This is a genomic window from Allobosea sp., from assembly GCF_030695125.1.
Classification (GTDB): Bacteria; Pseudomonadota; Alphaproteobacteria; order Rhizobiales; family Beijerinckiaceae; genus Allobosea.
In genome coordinates this window covers 1-18,658 of record NZ_JAUYTP010000057.1, presented here as the reverse complement: position 1 = coordinate 18,658, position 18,658 = coordinate 1, and the positions used below count along the sequence as shown (strand labels likewise).

26 protein-coding genes are annotated in these 18,658 nt (G+C 65.5%); 19 read left to right on the top strand and 7 right to left on the bottom strand.

Annotation, left to right across the window (positions count from 1 at the left end; translation table 11 throughout):
- Positions 1-166 precede the first annotated feature (166 nt).
- Positions 167-397, top strand: coding sequence for a type 2 periplasmic-binding domain-containing protein (locus Q8S38_RS18065; protein ID WP_068185484.1), 231 nt, complete (start codon positions 167-169; stop codon positions 395-397).
- On the opposite strand, the gene Q8S38_RS18060 is transcribed toward Q8S38_RS18065, so the two are convergent.
- Together Q8S38_RS18060 and Q8S38_RS18055 are read right to left on the bottom strand one after the other, a co-directional pair.
- A complete protein-coding gene (locus tag Q8S38_RS18060; protein WP_156449132.1) occupies positions 360-764 on the bottom strand; it encodes a DUF6538 domain-containing protein in 405 nt (134 codons plus the stop codon). The genes Q8S38_RS18065 and Q8S38_RS18060 overlap by 38 nt on opposite strands.
- A gap of 250 nt (positions 765-1,014) precedes the next feature.
- Positions 1,015-1,458, bottom strand: coding sequence for a MerR family transcriptional regulator (locus Q8S38_RS18055; protein WP_068185489.1), 444 nt, complete (start codon positions 1,456-1,458; stop codon positions 1,015-1,017).
- A 78-nt stretch (positions 1,459-1,536) separates the two neighbouring features.
- Here Q8S38_RS18055 and Q8S38_RS18050 point away from each other — a divergent pair, with 78 nt between their 5' ends.
- Genes Q8S38_RS18050 through Q8S38_RS18030 form a run of 5 tightly spaced genes read left to right on the top strand, consistent with a single transcriptional unit; the run spans position 1,537 to position 6,850 of the window.
- Positions 1,537-4,158: a heavy metal translocating P-type ATPase gene (locus tag Q8S38_RS18050; protein ID WP_082736945.1), complete on the top strand. Its 2,622-nt coding sequence runs from the start codon at positions 1,537-1,539 to the stop codon at positions 4,156-4,158.
- Positions 4,159-4,174: 16 nt separating this feature from the next.
- On the top strand, positions 4,175-4,804 hold the full coding sequence (locus Q8S38_RS18045; protein ID WP_068185492.1) for a methyltransferase family protein: 630 nt from the start codon (positions 4,175-4,177) through the stop codon (positions 4,802-4,804).
- A complete protein-coding gene (gene lspA, locus Q8S38_RS18040; protein WP_082736946.1) occupies positions 4,801-5,340 on the top strand; it encodes a signal peptidase II in 540 nt (179 codons plus the stop codon). The genes Q8S38_RS18045 and lspA overlap by 4 nt, the downstream gene beginning before the upstream one ends.
- On the top strand, positions 5,337-5,891 hold the full coding sequence (locus Q8S38_RS18035) for a copper chaperone PCu(A)C (RefSeq protein ID WP_068185494.1): 555 nt from the start codon (positions 5,337-5,339) through the stop codon (positions 5,889-5,891). The genes lspA and Q8S38_RS18035 overlap by 4 nt, the downstream gene beginning before the upstream one ends.
- A 41-nt stretch (positions 5,892-5,932) precedes the next feature.
- Entirely contained in the window at positions 5,933-6,850 is a 918-nt protein-coding gene (locus Q8S38_RS18030) for a cation diffusion facilitator family transporter (RefSeq protein ID WP_068185497.1), read from the top strand.
- An 86-nt stretch (positions 6,851-6,936) separates the two neighbouring features.
- Here Q8S38_RS18030 and Q8S38_RS18025 read toward each other — a convergent pair whose 3' ends face one another.
- A complete protein-coding gene (locus Q8S38_RS18025; RefSeq protein ID WP_156449133.1) occupies positions 6,937-7,098 on the bottom strand; it encodes a hypothetical protein in 162 nt (53 codons plus the stop codon).
- A 224-nt stretch (positions 7,099-7,322) separates the two neighbouring features.
- On the opposite strand from Q8S38_RS18025, the gene Q8S38_RS18020 reads away from it, so the two are divergent.
- Positions 7,323-7,961 carry a transglutaminase-like cysteine peptidase gene (locus tag Q8S38_RS18020; RefSeq protein ID WP_305681749.1) on the top strand — a complete coding sequence of 213 codons (639 nt, stop codon included), beginning with the start codon at positions 7,323-7,325 and terminating at the stop codon, positions 7,959-7,961.
- A 20-nt stretch (positions 7,962-7,981) separates the two neighbouring features.
- Here the strand turns inward: Q8S38_RS18020 and Q8S38_RS18015 are convergent, their stop codons facing one another.
- Entirely contained in the window at positions 7,982-8,617 is a 636-nt protein-coding gene (locus tag Q8S38_RS18015; RefSeq protein ID WP_305681748.1) for a DsbA family protein, read from the bottom strand.
- 170 nt (positions 8,618-8,787) lie between these two features.
- On the opposite strand from Q8S38_RS18015, the gene Q8S38_RS18010 reads away from it, so the two are divergent.
- A complete protein-coding gene (locus Q8S38_RS18010; protein ID WP_305681747.1) occupies positions 8,788-9,033 on the top strand; it encodes a hypothetical protein in 246 nt (81 codons plus the stop codon).
- Positions 9,034-9,116: 83 nt separating this feature from the next.
- Positions 9,117-10,175: a L,D-transpeptidase family protein gene (locus Q8S38_RS18005; RefSeq protein ID WP_305681746.1), complete on the top strand. Its 1,059-nt coding sequence runs from the start codon at positions 9,117-9,119 to the stop codon at positions 10,173-10,175.
- Between the two features lie 118 nt (positions 10,176-10,293).
- On the opposite strand, the gene Q8S38_RS18000 is transcribed toward Q8S38_RS18005, so the two are convergent.
- Positions 10,294-10,737 carry a Fur family transcriptional regulator gene (locus Q8S38_RS18000; protein WP_305681745.1) on the bottom strand — a complete coding sequence of 148 codons (444 nt, stop codon included), beginning with the start codon at positions 10,735-10,737 and terminating at the stop codon, positions 10,294-10,296.
- A 108-nt stretch (positions 10,738-10,845) separates the two neighbouring features.
- Here Q8S38_RS18000 and Q8S38_RS17995 point away from each other — a divergent pair, with 108 nt between their 5' ends.
- From Q8S38_RS17995 to Q8S38_RS17950, 10 genes are all read left to right on the top strand, one after another.
- Positions 10,846-12,186: an Nramp family divalent metal transporter gene (locus Q8S38_RS17995; protein WP_305681744.1), complete on the top strand. Its 1,341-nt coding sequence runs from the start codon at positions 10,846-10,848 to the stop codon at positions 12,184-12,186.
- Positions 12,187-12,242: 56 nt separating this feature from the next.
- Positions 12,243-12,653 (top strand): DUF2946 family protein, encoded by a 411-nt coding sequence (locus Q8S38_RS17990; protein ID WP_305681743.1) that lies wholly within the window; start codon positions 12,243-12,245, stop codon positions 12,651-12,653.
- A gap of 50 nt (positions 12,654-12,703) precedes the next feature.
- The gene (locus Q8S38_RS17985) at positions 12,704-13,198 is read left to right on the top strand and encodes a copper chaperone PCu(A)C (protein WP_305681742.1); all 495 of its coding nucleotides are present in this window, start codon (positions 12,704-12,706) and stop codon (positions 13,196-13,198) included.
- Positions 13,199-13,206: 8 nt separating this feature from the next.
- Entirely contained in the window at positions 13,207-13,827 is a 621-nt protein-coding gene (locus tag Q8S38_RS17980) for an SCO family protein (RefSeq protein WP_305681741.1), read from the top strand.
- Positions 13,824-14,372, top strand: a complete 549-nt coding sequence (locus tag Q8S38_RS17975) for a TlpA family protein disulfide reductase (RefSeq protein ID WP_305681740.1) — start codon at positions 13,824-13,826, stop codon at positions 14,370-14,372. The genes Q8S38_RS17980 and Q8S38_RS17975 overlap by 4 nt, the downstream gene beginning before the upstream one ends.
- 161 nt (positions 14,373-14,533) lie before the next feature.
- The gene (locus Q8S38_RS17970; RefSeq protein WP_305681739.1) at positions 14,534-14,857 is read left to right on the top strand and encodes a hypothetical protein; all 324 of its coding nucleotides are present in this window, start codon (positions 14,534-14,536) and stop codon (positions 14,855-14,857) included.
- Between the two features lie 264 nt (positions 14,858-15,121).
- The gene (locus tag Q8S38_RS17965; protein WP_305681738.1) at positions 15,122-15,547 is read left to right on the top strand and encodes a TlpA family protein disulfide reductase; all 426 of its coding nucleotides are present in this window, start codon (positions 15,122-15,124) and stop codon (positions 15,545-15,547) included.
- A complete protein-coding gene (locus tag Q8S38_RS17960; protein WP_305681737.1) occupies positions 15,547-16,284 on the top strand; it encodes a cytochrome c biogenesis CcdA family protein in 738 nt (245 codons plus the stop codon). Before Q8S38_RS17965 ends, Q8S38_RS17960 begins: the two co-directional genes overlap by 1 nt.
- A 17-nt stretch (positions 16,285-16,301) precedes the next feature.
- Positions 16,302-16,745 carry a disulfide bond formation protein B gene (locus tag Q8S38_RS17955; RefSeq protein ID WP_305681736.1) on the top strand — a complete coding sequence of 148 codons (444 nt, stop codon included), beginning with the start codon at positions 16,302-16,304 and terminating at the stop codon, positions 16,743-16,745.
- A complete protein-coding gene (locus Q8S38_RS17950; protein ID WP_305681735.1) occupies positions 16,742-17,395 on the top strand; it encodes a DsbA family protein in 654 nt (217 codons plus the stop codon). The genes Q8S38_RS17955 and Q8S38_RS17950 overlap by 4 nt, the downstream gene beginning before the upstream one ends.
- A 76-nt stretch (positions 17,396-17,471) precedes the next feature.
- Here Q8S38_RS17950 and Q8S38_RS17945 read toward each other — a convergent pair whose 3' ends face one another.
- Together Q8S38_RS17945 and Q8S38_RS17940 are read right to left on the bottom strand one after the other, a co-directional pair.
- Positions 17,472-18,038 (bottom strand): Spy/CpxP family protein refolding chaperone, encoded by a 567-nt coding sequence (locus Q8S38_RS17945; RefSeq protein ID WP_305681734.1) that lies wholly within the window; start codon positions 18,036-18,038, stop codon positions 17,472-17,474.
- A 59-nt stretch (positions 18,039-18,097) separates the two neighbouring features.
- Positions 18,098-18,625, bottom strand: a complete 528-nt coding sequence (locus tag Q8S38_RS17940) for a Crp/Fnr family transcriptional regulator (protein WP_371125915.1) — start codon at positions 18,623-18,625, stop codon at positions 18,098-18,100.
- Between the last annotated feature and the right edge of the window lie 33 nt (positions 18,626-18,658).

The window sequence follows — 18,658 nt, the reverse complement described above, 5'->3', positions numbered from 1 at the left end:
ACGAACCTTCCGGCCCGCGCGCTGCGCGGCGACTTCACGCCGATACCTGCGTTCCATGCGCCTGTCTATGTCGACCCTGAAGCCGAATTCGACGGTACAAAAGCCGGAGGATCTGAACGCGTAGAACATCCGCTTCGCCACGCTCCAGGGCACCTCGCAGCTCGCCGTGGCGCGGCGTACCTTCCCGAAGGCGCAGTTCGCCTCCTTCCCCTCGGCGACGGACGCCATCAACGAGGTCGCGTCGGGCCGCGCCGACGCCACCGTGCAGTCCTCGTCAAGCATCGTGCGGGCGCTGGATGCCGGAGCGCGCATCAAGCTGCTGCCGACCGGCGCCCTCTATCTCGAAAGCGTCAGCTTCTTCATGCGCCAGGGCGAGGCGCGTCGCGATATTCGGTGACGAACGCCTCGATGCGATCGTTGAAATCGTAGTCCGCGTCGAGCTTGTTGACGGCGTCCCGGTAGGCCTCGCCTGCCAACGCCTTGACCTCGATCGGCGTCAGGGTGTGGACGGACGCGCGCAGCGAGTCCCAGTAGGCTGCCAAACGGCCCAGCGCCGCCTGGAAACAGTCCTTAGCCTCGCGGGCGCTCTTGGTGCGCAGCGAGATGTAGACCTTGTCGGAGATGGTGACGGTGACGGGGTCGCCGGCGATCGGCAGCGTCACGGCACGGCCGCGCGCGACCTCTCGGAGCTCGTTCGGCACCCGAACGTTGAGGTAGTAGGATCCCGACTTGGTAGCGAAGGGACGGGGCATCGCGAGGGCCATGTGTGAAACCGCTGTGTGAAAGCGGATAGCCGATAAGCCCTTATAAAACCGTAACTCTTTGTCCTGCTGAGGAAAAAGCGTTGTGCCCAGGAGAGGACCCGAACCTACCGGTCAGTCCCAATCTCATGAAAAACAAGGGAAATTCCGGCGGAGCCCCAACCATTGAGTGGGAACAATGATTGAGAGCATATAAGGGCCAAAATAGCAGGTCCAAGGGGACTTACAACAGGGTCGTGGCCTTTTACGCCGGCTAATGCCGATCGTACCCGCATTGGCTGTGGTCCGCCAGCGCCTCGATGATGGCGCAGTCGCAGGCCGTGACTCCGCCAGAGCAGGCTGCAGCGATGCGTTCCAATTCCTTCTCCAGCGAGCGGAGCCGCGCGATCTTGTGGCGCACCTCGTCGAGATGGGCGACCGAAATCGCGTGGGCCTCGTCGCATGCCATGCCGGGGTTGTCGGACAGCCTTAGTAGGGCGCGGATGCCGTCGACGGGAAAACCGAGGTCGCGGGCATGCTTGATAAAGGCGAGCCGCTCGACATGGGCGCGGCCATAGCGGCGCTGGTTGCCCTCTGAGCGCTCTGGCTGCGGAAGAAGCCCGACCTGCTCGTAATAGCGGATCGTCTCAACCTTCACGCCGGTCCGGTCCGAGAGCGATCCGATCGGCATGACGCGCGCGAGATTTTTTGCGTCCATCTCATTTTACCTCTTGAACCTGAAGTGGCTAGAGATCGTATGTGGGTTGTCTCACAGCGCCTGCAAGCGGAGACGACTATGACAGCGACCTCGGACACCAAGCTCCAGAACCTGAGCTGGAAGGTCGGCGGGATGGATTGTGCGAGCTGCGCGGCGACGATCCACGGCGCCGTGGAGCGCCTGCCCGGAGTCAGCGACGTCAAGCTCTCGGTCATGTCGGAAACGCTGGCGCTTGCGCTCGACGAGAGCCAGACCAAGCGCGAAGCGATCGAGAAGCGCGTCGCAGGCCTCGGTTACATCTTGACGGTGCTGGTGGCGAAGGCGACGCCGGTCCCGGAGCCGGCAGCCACGTGCGGCTGCAGCCATCCCCATAAGCCGGCGGACGCGACGACCACGGCCGGGATCCAACGCAGCCCGGAGCCCTTGAGCTGGAAGGTCGGCGGCATGGATTGTCCAGGCTGCGCTGCGACCATTCGTGGTGCGCTCGAGCGCTTGCCTGGCGTCAGCGACGTCAAGCTCTCGGTAATGTCTGAAACCCTGACGCTCGCGCTCGACGAGACCCAGACGAAGCGCGACGCAGTCGAGAAGCGCATCGCCAGCCTCGGCTTCACCACCGCCGTGGTTGCGCCGAAGACGCAAGCGTCGAGCCCCGCAGCCGGTAATCGTCGCGAGCATGAAGATCATGCCGGGCATGATCATGCGGTTCATAGCCATTCTCATGACCATGATGGACACGCCGCCAGGCAAGGGACGGCCGACACGGTCGGCAAACAGGCCGTCGACACCGGGCACGGCCTGCCGGGCCATGTCCATGAAGCGACCCCGGACGGCGTGTCCTGGTACCAGACCAATAAGGGCCGTCTCGTGCTGACGACGGGCGCGCTGCTCGGTGCGGCCTGGGCCACCAGCCTGGTCTGGCCCGCCGCCGCGCACTGGGCGTTCATCGCGGCCTGCGTGATCGGCATCGTCCCCGTGGCGCGCAAGGCCTATGCGGCCGCCAGCGCCGGCATGCCCTTCACCATCGAGATGCTGATGACGATCGCCGCCACCGGCGCGCTGGTCATCGGCGCGGCCGAGGAAGCGGCTCTGGTCGTGTTCCTCTTCGCGGTCGGAGAAGTGCTGGAGGGAGTCGCAGCAGACAAGGCGCGGGCCTCGATCCGCGCGCTTGGCGAGCTCGTGCCCAAGACCGCCATTATCGAGGAAAACGGCGAAACCCGCACGGTCGATGCTGCGGCGCTCAACATCGGTCAGACCGTGCTGGTGCGCCCGGGCGACCGCATCCCGGCCGATGGCGAGATCACGGATGGCGTCTCCGGCATCGACGAGAGCCCGGTCACCGGCGAGTCGGTTCCCAAGACCAAGGGCATCGGCGAGCCGGTCTTCGCCGGCTCGGTCAACAGCGAGGCGGCGCTGCGGGTGCGCGTGACCAAGGCTGCCGAGGACAATACGATCGCGCGCATCATCCGGCTGGTCGAGGAGGCACAGGAGGCGCGCGCGCCGACCGAACGCTTCATCGACCGGTTTTCGCGGGTCTACATGCCGGCCATCGTCGGTCTTGCCGTGCTCGTCGCGATCGTGCCGCCCTTGCTGCTCGGGGCCGAGTGGTCGGTCTGGATCTACCGGGCCCTGGCGCTGCTGCTGATCGGCTGCCCCTGCGCGCTGGTCATCTCGGTGCCGGCCTCGATCGCCGCCTCGCTCTCCACCGGCGCACGCCAGGGCCTGCTGATGAAGGGCGGCGTCGTCATCGAGGCTGCCGCGAAGACCGGCGTCGTCGCCTTCGACAAGACCGGCACGCTCACGCAGGGCCGCCCGCGCGTCACGGAGGTCGTCGCGCTGGCACGGACCGAACGGGAGGTCGTAGAACTCGCGGCCTCCGTCGAGACCGGATCGAGCCACCCGCTGGCGCTGGCGATCATCGAGCGCGCCAAGGGACATGCGATCCCGGTGCGCAATGCCACCGAGGCGAAGGCCATCGCCGGGCAGGGCGTCACCGGTACGCTGGACGGAGCCACAATCTTCGTCGGGGCGCCGCGCCACGCGCTCTCGCGAGCCAACTTCGACGACCAGGCGAAGGCGGCCGTCGAGCAGTTGGAGACCGCCGGCAAGACCGTCGCAGCCGTGATCGCGGACGGCGTCCTCGCCGGCTTGATCGCTATGCGGGACGAACCGCGCGAGGACGCCGCCGCCGGCATAGCCGAGTTGAAGGCGATGGGGATCCGCTCGCTGATGCTGACCGGCGACAACGCCCGCACGGGGGCGGCCATCGCCGGCTCGCTGGGCATGGAGCACAAGGCCGAGTTGATGCCGGAGGACAAGGTCACCGCGATCAAGGCGCTGTCAGCCGAGGCCTCTGTCATGATGATCGGCGACGGCATCAATGACGCGCCGGCGCTCGCCGCCGCCGGCATCGGTGTGGCGATGGGCTCGGGCACCGACGTCGCACTGGAAACCGCCGACGCGGCGATCCTGAAGAGCCGGGTCCGGGACGTCGCAGCCATGATCAGGCTTGCGCGGGCGACGATGGGCAACATCCGGGTCAACATCGCCATCGCACTCGGGCTGAAAGCCGTGTTCCTCGTCACCACGGTGTTCGGCTACACCGGCCTCTGGGTCGCGATCCTGGCCGATACCGGCGCCACGGTCATTGTGACGGCCAACGCGCTGCGGCTGCTGCGCTTCAACGCCGGCCGCGTCGGCTGAGCGGAAGGAACGCGCCATGTCCGGCATGGAGATCGCCAGCTACTTGATGACCGTCGTCTACGTCATCAGCTTCCTCGCCATGTCGGCCATCCTCGCCAGGGAAGCGGGACGGCCGGTCTGGCTCTTCGGCAAAGGCCGCGAGAAGCAGGCGCTGTCGGCCACGCTGTTCCGCCTCGCCTTCGCCGGCGCGGTGATCTGGCCCATCGTACTGGCGCTGGTCGGCAATCCTATCAAGGCCGACCCGCTCCAACGCACACTCGACGGCCCGTGGGTCGATGTCCTGGGCCATCTTCTTGTCGTAGTCGGAGCCTGCCTCGCGATCCTGTCCCAGCGGCATATGGGCGCCTCCTGGCGCATCGGTGCGGCGGAGGGCGAGCTCGGCCCGATCGTCGACAACGGCCCGTTCGCGATCTCGCGCAACCCGGTCTTCGTCGGCCAGGCCCTGCTCTTCGTCGGGCTTTTCCTCGTGCTGCCCAGCCTCATTCAGGGTGCGCTGACGCTCGCGCTCCTGGTCGCCATCGTCCTCCAGGTCCGCATCGAGGAACGCGTCCTCGTGCGAAGCCTCGGCCAGCCCTATCGCGACTATCAGCAGCGGGTGCGGCGTTGGCTCGGGACCCGCACCACCCCGGAAAGCACGACGCCATGACGTTGCAGAAGCGGCTCGGAGAAGTCCTTGGTTGGGCGGTCGCCGCCGCGGCGCTGGACCAGCTCTCGAAATGGCTGATCCTCACATATGTGATGGCGCCGCCGCGCGTCATCGAGATCGCGCCGTTCCTCAATCTGCGCCTCGGCTTCAACTACGGCGTCAGCTTCGGGATCGGCCGCGACACGCTGGAGGCGTGGCCGGGCATGCTGGCCGCGTTCAAGGTCGTCGTCGCCATCGGCCTCATGGTCTGGGCCGTCAGAAGCCGGATCCGGCTCGAGCGGGTCGGTCTGGCGCTGGTTGCGGGTGGTGCGCTCGGCAATGCGCAGGACCGCTGGCGTCAGGGCGCCGTCACGGACTTCATCGACCTTCACTGGGGCGATTGGCACTGGCCGACTTTCAACGGCGCCGACATCGCGATCTCGGCGGGTGTCGGGCTGATGCTGCTGGCCGCTCTTGCCGACTATCGCAAGGCCCGCTCCGAGGCCGCATCCCCACAGCCCAATGTCTCTCCAGGCGCGCAAGGAGACCGATCATGAGGCGGATCAGACAATGGATCGAGGCGGCTTCCGCCGCCGAGACCAAGCCCTTTGCGCTGCTCTCGGGCGCAGCGGCCTGGCGCCTTGGGGGCCTGGGCGTGCTGATCGGGGCTGGTCTGCTCGCCATGGGGCAGATCCATCCCGAGCCGGTGGCGCAGCGTGGCGGCGTCGCCGTGATCCATCCCTGGGCCAAGGGATCGGCGCTGAAGGGCGACCAGTTCCCATTCTACGCGACCTTCGCCAACAGCGGCGCTCGCCCGGATCGACTCCTCAAGATCGAAACGGCCGCAGCCCACCACGCCATCCTGAAGGCTCTGGACACCAAGACCGGCATCGTCCGTCCCGTGGAGCTCGACGAACTCGCCCTGCCGGCGAATGGCAGGGTGTCGCTCAGGCCAGGAACACATCAGATCACGCTGGTCGGCCTCTACACCAAGGTCGAGCCCGGCAGCTTCATCCCGGTGACCTTCGTCTTCGAGCGCGCCGGCCGCCTCTCGGCCGACATCCGGGTCGAGAACCTCGGCGAACCCGAGCACAAAGATCACATCTGAGCGCCTGTTCTACTCAGTAGGCGTTCATGGGGAGTTTCACGATGGCGACAGGGCACTCGCACGGCGCGGCTCCGACAGGCACCGCGGCCGGCAGGCACAAGAGCCGGCTGGCGATGGCGCTGGGCCTGACCACGGCGTTCATGGTCGCTGAGGTCGTCGGCGGGCTCTGGACCGGTAGCCTCGCGCTCTTGGCGGATGCGGCCCACATGCTGACCGATGCCGGCGGCCTGGCCCTGGCGCTGATCGCGATCCGCTTCGCCGAGCGTCCCGCTACGCCGGAGAAGACATTCGGCTATGTCCGCGCCGAGGTGCTCTCGGCGCTGACCAACGCCGTCGTCCTCCTGCTCCTGACGGTCTACATCCTCTACGAGGCGTACCAGCGCTTCCAGAACCCGCCGGAGATCATCGGCGGTCCGATGCTGGTCGTCGCGGTCGTGGGTCTCGGTGTCAACCTCGTCAGCATGAAGCTGCTCTCGGGAGGATCGTCCGAGAGCCTGAACGTCAAGGGCGCGTATTTCGAGGTCCTGAGCGACATGCTGGGTTCGCTCGGCGTCATCGTCGCGGCCATCGTCGTCCTGCTCACCGGCTGGACGATCGTCGATCCGATCGTCGGCGCGGGCATCGGCCTGTTCATCGTGCCGCGCACCTGGAGCCTACTGAAGCAGGCCGTACACATCCTGCTTGAGGGTACGCCGCCGGAGGTCGATCTGAAGCTTCTACAGGCAAAGCTCGCCGACCTCCCCGGCGTCGTCGCCGTCGACGACCTGCATGTTTGGACCATCACGTCTGGGCTGGACGCGATGAGCTGCCATCTGGTGATCGACGACATGACGAAGTCGGCCGGCATTCTCACGGCTGCAAGCGGCGTCATGCGATCGGAATTCGGGCTGACCCACACGACGATCCAGATCGAGGATGGCGAGATCAGAGCCGCCGAGGGACACGTGACCCCCCTGTAGGTCCAGCGCGGCCTTTTTTACTGACATAGGCCAAAAGGCGCGGGGGGAAGAACGGCCGAGAAAGAACCGCGCTTGCGCGCAGGTGGTCAGGGGCGCGGCGATGATGCCGGGGCGCCAGAGGCGTGCGCCTTGGGGTCGGTCTGATGGCGGCGGTCTTCCACCTCGCGCATCCTCACCACGCTGACCGCGTAGAACAGGACCGCGAGTGCGACCAGGGCGATGGCCAGAGCGCCATTGCGCGATTTCATGATGCCCTGCCTACGAGAATTGTCATGGCGCCTGTGGCGGCGAGCGCACGGCCAGCGCCTTCGACTGCAGCGAAACGGTCCATGGCGAAAGCCTTCCTTAAGGTTGATGAGGTGGCAAGAAATATCAATGAATTCTGAATCTTAGGCCTATAATTCAGGGGCCTAATTTCGCGTGAATTCAACGCGTCCTCGCTAGAAACGCTCTCAACGACATGGAGAGCGTCATGAAAAAAAGGCAGAGCGTTATCGCCGCGATAGTCCTCGCTATCGCGACTTCGACCCTGGTCACGCCAGCCTTCGCGTCCGGCAATACCGACCTTGCCCATCTCCACGCCGGCCAATCCTCGCGCACGCCGATCGGCTGGTCGCAGTTCTGCGACGACAACCCGACCGACTGCCGGACGCCGCGCTCGGCGCAGACTGTCATGCGCCTCGACGACCGGGCCTGGAGTGAACTCCTGACCGTCAACCTCAAGTTCAACCAGGCGATCGAGCCGGTCACGGACCAGGACCAGTTCGGCGTCATCGAGAACTGGGACTATGCGAAGACCGACAAGGGCGACTGCGAGGACTACGTCCTCGAGAAGCGGCGCGAACTGATCAAGCGCGGCTGGCCCCTCTCGGCGCTGCTGATCACCGTGGTGATCGACAAGGAGGGCGGCGGCCACGCCGTTCTCACCGTCGTCACCGACCGCGGCGAGTTCGTCCTCGACAACCAGACCGACAAGGTCCTGCCTTGGTCGAAATCGGGCCTGACCTTCATTCGGCGACAGTCGCCGGACAACCAGAACGCTTGGCAGGATCTCGGGCGCTTCCTGGGTCGTCCGGACGTCGTCACTGCCGCGCTCAAGGGGTCTCGCTAGCATCGCGGCTCACCGCGTGATCAGCGCCCTGCCAGCAGCGGCGCAAGGATCTTGTCGAACTCGTCGATCGTCAGAGCGCCCGTCCGCTTCTCGCCGTTGACGAAGAATGTCGGTGTAGAGTTCACGCCGAATTCCTTGTTCGCGCGCTCCTGGATCTGGCGGACCGCCCGGAACAGGTCCTCTCGCTGGAGACAGGCATTCACCTTCTCCTCGCTGAATCCGGCCTGCTTCATCGTCTGGGTTAGAGCATCAAGCGGCTTTTGGGCATGAGCCCAGCCCTCCTGCGTCCTGTAGAGCATGTCGACGATCGGATACCATTTCGCCTCATCGCCGCAGCGCGCCAGCATGAAACCTGCCGCCGAAAGCGGGTCGAGCGGAAACTCGCGCGCGATGAAGCGGACCTTGCCGGTATCAACGTACTTCGCCTTGAACGCCGGCCACGTGTTGGTATGGAAGTTCATGCAGTGATGGCAGGTGAGCGAGGCGTACTCGATCACCGTGACCGGCGCATCAGCTGCCCCGAAGACCTTCTCCGGGAGCGGGCCGGGCTCCAGCAGTTTGGCGGCAAGGGCGGGCTGGGCATTCGCCGATCGGCCGATGACGCTGGTGGCGAAGAGACCGGCAGAGAGTCGAAGCAGCGTGCGACGTGCGAACATGAAAAATCTCCCTTGGCGGTTTGATCGCACCTGAAGTGGCTTGAGGTTCAAGCGCATCCGAGCACAGAAGTCCTCAATGTGATGCGACTGGGCGTCGCAGCTCAGTAGCTCCTTCGGCGAACGGAATCGGATACGACGGGTGCGATCGCCGCCATGTACAAGATCGCTCGATGGACAACCTCACCCTTTTCGGCCTCTTCGCCGTGACGCTCATGCTAGCCACCTACGCGTTCGAAGAGCGCAGCCACTGGTTCGTTCTAGGCTTCGCTGTCGCCTGTGCGCTCGGGTCAGTGTACGGCTTCCTGCAGGGCGCCTGGCCATTCGGCGTCGTGGAGGCGATCTGGTCGGTTGTCGCGCTCCGGCGCTGGTGGACCAGACGTCCGGGCTCAGGGCGGACGCCGCAAATTTTCTCTTGAACCTCAAGTGGCATCAGGTTGTAGCAAGCCGTTAACTGTCCTTTTTGACGATTTGTCAGCTTCGTTCGCGCAAAAATTCTCGCATGTTCTCACCCATCCGAATCTCGACCTTGCGAATTGCACTCGGGCTCGTGCTTGGCGCGCTCGCCCTCTCGGGCTGCGTCACTGGCGAGGGTGACGATCGGCATCTTCAACCGCTCCCCGCACGGCTGGTCTCGGAGATGTCCGGCAAGGGCATGAGCCAGGGCGATCCCATCCTAGTTCGGATCTTCAAAAAAGAGAGCGAGCTTGAGGTCTGGAAGCGCGACCGCAGCGGGCAGTACGCCCTGCTCAAGACCTACCCGATGTGCCGCTGGTCGGGCCAACTTGGCCCGAAGAAGCGCGAGGGCGACCGACAGGCGCCGGAGGGGTTCTACACGGTGACCGCGGACCTGATGAACCCGCGCTCGCAGTTCTACCTGTCCTTCAACCTCGGCTACCCCAACCCACTAGAGAAGTCGCAGGGCGCCACCGGCTCGGCGCTTATGGTCCACGGCGCCTGCACCTCGGCAGGCTGCTTCGCCATGACCGACGACGGCGTCACCGAGATCTACGGTCTGGCGCGCGAGGCCTTCGCCGGGGGGCAGCGCAGCTTCCAGGTCCAGGCGCTGCCGTTCCGGATGACGCCCGAGAATATGGCGCGGCACCGCAACAACGCCCATTTCGCCTTCTGGAAAAACCTGAAGGAAGGCTCGGACCACTTCGAGGCAACGAAGCAGCCACCCCGGCTTGCGGCCTGTGGTCGCCGCTACGTGTTCAACGCCAAGGAGGGGGCGGGACCATTCTCGCCGGCTGAGGCGTGCCCGACCTACGACATCGCCCCGGAGGTGCAGCCCTTGGTGTCGCAGCGCCAGGCGCGCGACGAGGCCCGGTTCGCCGAGCTGATCGGGAGCGGCACGCCGGCGATGAGCTACGCGCATCTGGACGGCGGCATGCACCAGAGTTTCCGGGCGATGCTCAAGAGCCTCGGACCAGAGCGCATGCAGCCCATGGTCGCCGGTAAAGTCGAGATTAGCCGGCCTGACGCCGCGCTCGCCGATCCCTTCGGCGGAGACGACGCTCCCGGCCGAACGGACACGACCGGCTCTCTCGCAATTCGTTGACCGGACCCCAATTCGTGTTTCGCCGAGCCGACGACAGCCTGCATGTTGTGGAGCAATATGGGATCTGAGGGGTCAAGGCCGTCCTGCGGCTGAAAGCCTGCTGCGGACTAGCCTTGCGTCAGCGCTTCAGGTCGCGGCGCTCCACCTTGGCCAGAGGACGCCCGTACAGCACGAGTCTATGCCCGGTCAGCTCGAAACCCAGCTCCCTCGCGACCAGCGCCTGTAGCCGTTCGATCTCTTCCGACCTGAACTCAATGACTGCGCCGCTCTCGGTGTCGATCAAATGATCGTGGTGGACGTCCGATGCGGGCTCGATCCGGACGCGTCCGCCCGCGAAGCTGTGCCGCTCGACGAGCCCCGTGGCAGCGAAGACCTTCAGCGTGCGGTAGACGGTCGATAACGATATGCCGGGATCTATGGCCGCGACCCGCCGATAGATCTCAGTAACGTCCGGATGATCGTCGGCCTTGGCGACCACATCGGCGATGATGCGGCGAGGGCCCGTGATGCGCTGGCCCGCCTCGCGGCAGTGCTCGATCAACACGTCGGCTGCGTCGGACATGAATTCCTCCCTAGCCTCCTTTAATGGGAATCATTCGCAAATGCATTGACAATCGGACATGCATCCATAATCTGCTTTTGCAAATCAGTTGCATCTTAGGGGCGGCGAATGCTGGACAAGGTCGAGGGTGCGGAAACCGGCTGGCGCAAATCGCGCGGCGAGCCGTCGTTGCTCGACGTGTTCCGCAGCATCGAGTTCAAGCCTGGCGCGACATCCTGGCGGAAATTTCTTGCCTTCTTCGGCCCGGGCTACCTTGTCGCCGTCGGATATATGGACCCCGGCAACTGGGCGACCTCGCTCGCCGGCGGAGCCCAGTTCGGCTACACGCTGCTCTTCGTCGCGCTGGTCTCCAACATCATGGCGATCATCCTGCAGGCGCTCTGCGCCAGGCTTGCCGTCGCCACCGGCCGGGACCTCGCCCAGGCCTGCCGTGACGCCTATCCCCGTGCCATCGCCTGGCCGCTCTGGGCGCTGGCCGAGCTCGCAATTTGCGCGACCGACCTCGCCGAGGTCATCGGCACCGCGATCGCGCTCAACCTGCTCTTCGGCATGCCGCTCGAGATCGGCGTCGTCGTCACCGCGCTCGACGTCTTCGTGATCCTCTGGCTACAGAACAAGGGATTCCGTTGGATCGAGGCCTTCATCATCACGCTACTGGGCGTGATCGCGCTGTGCTTCGGCGTGCAGATCGCTCTCGCCGATCCCGATTGGGGGCAGGTGATCCGGGGCTTTGCGCCAACCACCGAGATTATCACCAATCCGCAGATGCTCTACCTTGCGCTGGGCATCATCGGTGCGACCGTGATGCCCCACAACCTCTATCTGCATTCGGGCATCGTGCAGACGCGAGCCTTTGGCGAGACGCTGCCCGAGAAGCGCGACGCCCTGAAATGGGCCACCGTCGACTCCACCGTCGCTCTGATGTTCGCGCTGCTGGTCAACGCCTCGATCCTGATCCTGGCAGCGGCGACCTTCCACAAGACGGGCCAGAACGACGTCGCCGAACTCGGTCGGGCGCATGAGCTGCTAGCGCCTCTGCTGGGCCTGTCGATTGCGCCGACGCTCTTCGCCATCGCGCTGTTGTGCTGTGGACTGAACTCGACCGTGACCGCCACCATGGCCGGCCAGATCGTTATGGAGGGCTTCCTCGACATCAAGTTGCCGGCCTGGGTGCGCCGCCTCGTCACCCGCCTCGTCGCGATCATCCCGGCGATCCTGGTGACCTGGATTTACGGTGCCGGCGAGACCGGCAAGCTCCTGATCCTGAGCCAGGTCGTGCTGGGACTTCAGCTCCCCTTCGCGATCGTGCCACTGGTCATGTTCACGGCATCCAGGAGCAAGATGGGCGAGATGGTCGCGCCGAGATGGCTGACCATCATCGCTGCGATGATCGCGGCGATCATCATCGCGCTGAACATGAAGCTGCTCTTCGATTTGGCGACAGGCTGAGCCCGGTCACGCGATGTCGCATTGCGGGGCTGTTCGAGCCTCGCTATGCCAGCTCCGTGACCATGCGCTCGACCAGAACCGTTGTCGTCCGGGCGCTGCTCGCGCTGACACTCGCCTATGTCCTGATCCTGCAGGGGCTGTTGGGCAGCGCCTCGGCCAGCGCGCAAATCGCCAGCGCCAGTTCGATATCCGGACTGATGCAGACGCTGTGCTCCGGCGCCCACGTTCCAGACGCAGCGCCGACCGACGACGACGGCCACCATGGCACGGCGCAGTCGTCGTGTTGCACCTGGGGTGCCACGCTCGCGCTCGACCCGATCGTCCCGCCGACAGGCCCGTCAGCTCCCTTTCCCTATCGCGCTCGGATAAGCCAGGCTGTTGCGTTCGGACAGATGACGCAGGTGGCGATCCTGTTCCGGGTCGCGACCACTCAAGGATCGCGAGCGCCACCCGGCCTCGACGCGTGACACGAGCGCCGGCCCAAGCCGGTATCATCACCTGTTCGAGGATCCATTCCATGACGCGATCAGCAATCGGCGCCCTCGGCGTCGCCTTGTCCCTTGCCGCTTTTGCGACCATTCCTGCCCGTGCCCACGACTATTCCGTCGGTCCGTTGAAGATCACCCATCCCTGGGCCAGGGCGACACCGCCGGCCGCCAAGGTCGGCGGCGGCTATCTCGGCATCGAGAATACCGGACCGACGCCGGACCGACTCATCGGAGGCTCGACCGAAGCTGCCGCCCGCGTCGAGATCCATGAGAGCAGTCTCACCGACGGCATCATGCGGATGCGCGAGAAGACGGACGGCATCGTCATCCCAACGGGCCAGAAGGTGGAGTTCAAGCCCAGTGGCCTGCACTTGATGCTCGTGGAGCTCAAGGCCCCCCTGAAGCAGGGCGACAAGGTCAAGGCGACGCTACTGTTCGAGCGGGCTGGATCCGTGACGGTTGAATTCCAGATCCAAGGCGTGGGCGCGCCGCAGCCGGCGCCAGCTGAGCACGCCGGACACTGAGGCGCGTCATGTCGATTCTGAAATGGATCCGCTACGGCGCCTGGGCCGGCGTCGTTGTCGTGGCCTTCGTCGGCGCCGCCGTCATGCTGGGATGGTGGCGGGTCGACGGCCCCGGCCGGCCGCTGCCTGATAGCGCGGCCATGCAGGGCCTGCCGGCGATCGGCGGGCCGTTCGCGCTTGTCGACCACACCGGCAAGACGGTGACCGACGCCGACTATCGCGGCAAGCCCATGGCTGTGTTCTTCGGCTTCACCCACTGCCCGGAGGTCTGCCCGACGACCCTGGTGCAGTTGGCCAACATGACCAGGCAGATCGGCGCCGCGGCGGACCGGCTGCAGATCCTGCTGGTCACGGTCGATCCCGAGCGCGATACACCCGAGCAGCTGGCGCTCTACCTCCAGTCATTCGATCCGCGCGTGGTCGGCCTGACCGGCTCTCGCGCGCAGGTCGATGCGGCCCTCGCCGCTTACAAGGCCTACGCCAAGAAGATCCCGACTGACAACGGCTACACCATGGACCATTCGGCCTCGGTCTATCTGATGAGGGCCGATGGCAGCTTCCGGACCATGATCGACTATCACGAGGACGATGGCTCGGCGCTGGACAAGATCCGCCTGGTGCTCCGATGAACCTTGGCAGGCGCCGGCTCGTCTTCTCCGCCGCAGCACTCACCCTCATCATCGCAGCGGCATCCGGGATCTTCGTCGCCACACGACGAAACGTGCCGTCGTCGCCGGTCCTGTCCGGGCTGGCATTCCAGACCGCCGACGGACGTGAGCTGATGGGGGCGGCGTTCCAGGGCCGCTTCGTCCTGTTGAACGTCTGGGCGACATGGTGCCCGCCCTGCGTCAAGGAGATGCCCTCGCTTGACCGGCTTCAGGCAATGAAGGGCGACAGTTCGTTCGAGGTCGTGGCGCTGTCGATCGATCGACAGGGATTGGAAGTCGTCGCGCCTTTCTTCAAGCGGATGGGCCTCTCCAACCTCGCGATCTATCTTGATCGCGAGGCCCGGAGCATGCCGGCGCTGAGGATCACCGGACTGCCCACCACCGTCCTCATCGATCCGTCCGGGCGCGAAGTCGCCCGCTGGCCAGGTGCGCGGGAATGGGACGAGCGCTCGACGGAGTCGGAGATCGAAGAGCATATCGCCAAGGCCGGAAAGTCGACGCGATGACCACAGTACGTGTGAGCGGGGACGGTCAACAGAGCGCGAGCGGGCCGCATCGCAATTGCTCATCTCCTCTCGGCTGGGCTAATCATACAGTCATGATGTCAACCGGCAGATTACGGGATACGGGGCGAGGCCTCCTGGTCGCCGCCTGCGGACTCGTGCTCATGTTCCAGCTGATGGCCAGCGCGCTTGCGGGGAGCACGCATCTCGCCGTCAAGTTCGACGCAGGCGAGATTTCCCTCGCGGAGATCTGCGGTACCGCCCTGGATTCGCAGCGTGATCGGGCGCCTCATATCGAAAGCGTCAACACGTGCTGCGTCTGGGCGAAGTCGGTCGCTCTTGCACCGCTGACGCCTCCGCCACCGGCCTGTCTACTCCCGGAACGCGCCGAACACGCCCTGGCGATCTTCGTCCATGGCGTGCAGACATCGCTCGCGTCCAGTCTGCAAGGGCCGCCACAGGCCACGGGACCACCGCGCCGCAGCTGAAGGGCGAGCCTTCCCTGCGGCCCGCGGCATCGTTGCGCGCAAGCCCTTCACGGCAGATCCGAGACGCCGGCCGTGAGCGAGCACACATCGCCCATGCGAGTCCGCGCGACATGACAATCCCGTTTTCGAGGCCCGAGATTGATCGGACCAGTGTTCAGATCCAGACGGCTCGCACTGTCGCTCGTCGCCATGACGCTTACGGCAGCCCTCTCCTATGCCGTCGTCGCCGATAGGACGCCGCGACCGCGCAACGCCGACGCGCTCATGTTCCAGCGGCTCGACGGCAGCGCCTCCGGCCTCGCGAGCTTTCGTGGCCAGGCCGTTCTTCTGGCCGTCTGGGCGACGTGGTGCTGGTCCTGTCGCGAGGAGATGCCTGCGCTTGCGAGGCTCCATCGCAGCCTGGACGGTCGGCCTCCTGCCGTGCTCGCGCTCTCCCTCGATCGCGACGGCGCAGAAGTCGTCGAGCCGCTCTTGGCGCAGCTGAACGTCAAGGACCTGCCGGTCTACCTCGATCCGACGGGCGCGTCGGTGGGTCGGCTGTCGATCTCCGGGCTGCCCACCACGATTCTGTTCGGCCCCGACGGCTCCGAGCGGGGTCGCTGGTTCGGCGTGCGAGCCTGGGATGAGAAGCCGATGATCGACGAGATCGCGGCCCTTCTCGCCGGCGCCCCGCAAAGGAGCGCACGCTGATGGACATCGCTGGTATCGGCATATGGGCGGCGCTCGCGGCCGGCGCGGTCTCGTTCCTGTCGCCTTGCGTCCTGCCGCTCGTCCCTGGCTACGTCTCGTATATCGCAGGCGGCGCGGCTACGGCCGGCGGCCTGCCTTCGCGATCCTCGTCGCGGCTCAACGCCCTCGTGATGAGCGTCTGTTTCGTGCTCGGCTTCTCGACAGTCTTCGTGCTGCTCGGCGCAGGCGCGAGCGCGCTCAGCCACCTCCTTCTCGCCTATCGCTACGAAGCCGGCATCCTCGGCGGCGCGATCATCTTCATCTTTGGCGTCTTCACGACGGGGCTGGTGCGCTTTGCCTGGCTCGAACGCGAGCTTCGCCTGCATGTGCCGATCGAAGGCGGACGGCCCATGGGAGCCTATCTCCTCGGTCTTGCCTTCGCCTTCGGCTGGACGCCCTGCATCGGCCCGGTTCTGGGCGCCATCCTGACCGTCAGCGCGACGTCGACCTCGGCATCGAGCGGCGTCGCTCTGCTGAGCGTCTACTCGCTCGGGCTCGCGATCCCCTTCCTCCTGACGGCGCTGTTCGCCGACGGCATGACGGCGAGGCTGCGCCGACTGCGCGGCGTCGGTCGCAGCCTGCAGATCGTGGCGGGCGGCATCATGCTCCTGATGGGCCTCGCCATGATGTCGGGCCAGCTCTCGACCATGGCGTTCTGGCTTCTCGAAACCTTCCCCTTCCTCGCGAAAATCGGATGAAAGGCTCTCATTCCCACATGACCAACAATGCTACCGCCGCCAGCGGACACGACCGCTGGCTCTATCTCTTCGTCGCCTGGATCATCGCAGTCGCAGCGAGCCTGGCCGCGCTCTTCATCGGCGAGGTCGTCGGCCAGGCTCCCTGCAGCCTGTGCTGGCATCAGCGCGCCTTCATGTTCCCGCTCGCGGTCTTGCTCGCCGTGGCCAGCTTCCGGGGCGACACAGGAATATGGCGCTATGGCCTTCCCCTGGCCGCCATCGGCATGGCGATCGCGGCGTTCCACAGCCTCCTCTACGCCGGCCTGATCCCCGAAGGCATTCAGCCCTGCTCGCAGGGACCCTCCTGTGCCAGCGCCGACATGACGATCCTGGGCATGCTGCCCTTGCCTTACCTGTCTCTCGCAGCCTTCGCCGCGATCGCCATCGCGCTCATCGGCTCCAGAACAAAGGCCGCGTCATGAACCGCCGTGTGATCGTTGTCCTCACCGGCGTCTTCGCCCTCGCGATCTTCTCCGGCGCCACCCTCTTCCATCGGAACGAACAGACCAAACGGGCTCAAGCCATTGCGGCCTCGCGCGCCGAGGCGCTCGTCCGCGATCATTCGCCCGTCATCGGCCCTGCGAGTGCTCCGGTCACAATCGTCGAGTTCTTCGATCCGTCCTGCGAGGCCTGCCGCGCCTTCTATCCGCCGCTCAAGCAGATCCTGGCCCTGTTCCCGAACGATGCGCGGCTTGTGATCCGGTACGCGGCGTTCCACGAGGGGTCGGACGACGCGGTCAAGATCCTCGAAGCGGCTCGGCTTCAGGGCAAGTTCGAGCCCGTCCTCGCAGCGCTTCTGGAGTTCCAGCCGGAATGGGCGGACCACGACAAGCCCGACCTAGAGAAGGCCTGGGCGCGTGCGAAGGACGCTGGTCTCGACATCGAGATGGGCAAGCGCGACGTGGCCCGGCCGGAATTCCAGATGACTCTGGACAAGGATGGGGCGGACGCAAAAGCGCTCGAGGTGAGCAGAACGCCGACCTTCTTCGTGAACGGGCAGCCCCTCACAGAATTCGGTCCGCGCCCACTTTACGAGTTGGTCAAGCGCGAGGTCGAAAAGGCGCGCAAATAGGCCGTCGGCCTATTGACTAGACGAGTGGCGCAGCCTGCGATCGTGGCGCTCGTCGAGCCGCGATCTCGCAATTTGCTCAATGCTTGTTATGCAATCCATGAGCGCCAGATCCTGCGGGCGTACCGGCATAGCCGCGCAGAAGATCGTATTGTGCGATCTGTTCACTGGAAAGGACGGCCGCGGTCTCGATATGGGCGGCGAGATGGACTGCCCTCAGAGCTCCCTGCGTGACGCCGATCCGTTCTGTCAGCGCCCGCAGGCGCTGGCCGTTGATCGTCCGCGCAACGAAGCCTGCGTCCAGTTCGCGCTCAAGGCCGAGTAGGTCTTCTCCGACCGCCTTCGCCTCTGCGCTCATACGGGTCATGATCGCCTTCAGCGCCTGCCGTTGCTCGTCCGACAGCTTGAGCGGCTCGGCCAGTTCGAGGCCATGCATGGGGCCTGGATATCGGTTGAGTTCGGCAGCCTTGGCGAGCCCCATTCCGCGGCCTTGAGTTAGGTCATCGATATCCTTGGTCGACAGCGCCTTGATCTCCCGGCCCTGCTCGCCGGCATAGGGGCTGGGCATCTGCGCTTTTGCCGGCCAGGCCGGCGTGACGCTTGCCGAAATCAGGAAGAGCGCGGCTGTGAGGGCGATATGGATCATAGGGGTTCTCCTTTGAACCCAACCTGCCAGAGACCCGCATCGCCCTGACATGATCGCGATCATGTCAGGGCGATGCGGCCTGCCTTCCGTTCGATCGCACCCTCGGATTCGAGCCGCGCCAGCGTCCGGTAGAAGGCTTCGGGCGTCAGGCCGATCGCACTAGCGATCTCCCGCAGCGAGCCGCCGAAAGCGACGGTGCGCCCGTCGTCGCCGGCTTCCGCAACAAGGAAGGCGAGCACCCGCTCGCGCGCCGAGCGGATGTCGCGCAGCGTCAACCGCGAGCGCAGCATCATCACCTGCCGGGCGAGATCGGCAGTCAGGTCGAACCGCGCCGGCGCATCGTCGTTCAGCCGGGCGAGGCAGGCGGCCCTGGGAAAACACGCGACCACGGCGTCGCTGAGCGCAATGGCGTCGCAATGGTAGCGCGCGGCGAAAAGCGAGGCCTCGGCGAAGCGCTCTCCCGGCCCTGCCGTGAACAATGCGGATTCCGATTCATTCCGGCCGGGTATTCCGATTTGAAGCCGGCCACCGTTCCGATCTGATGTCGGCCACCATTCCGATTTGAAGCCGGCCGGGGTTCCGATCAATCTCCGGCCGGTTTTCGGAGAGTTTGGCGTTTT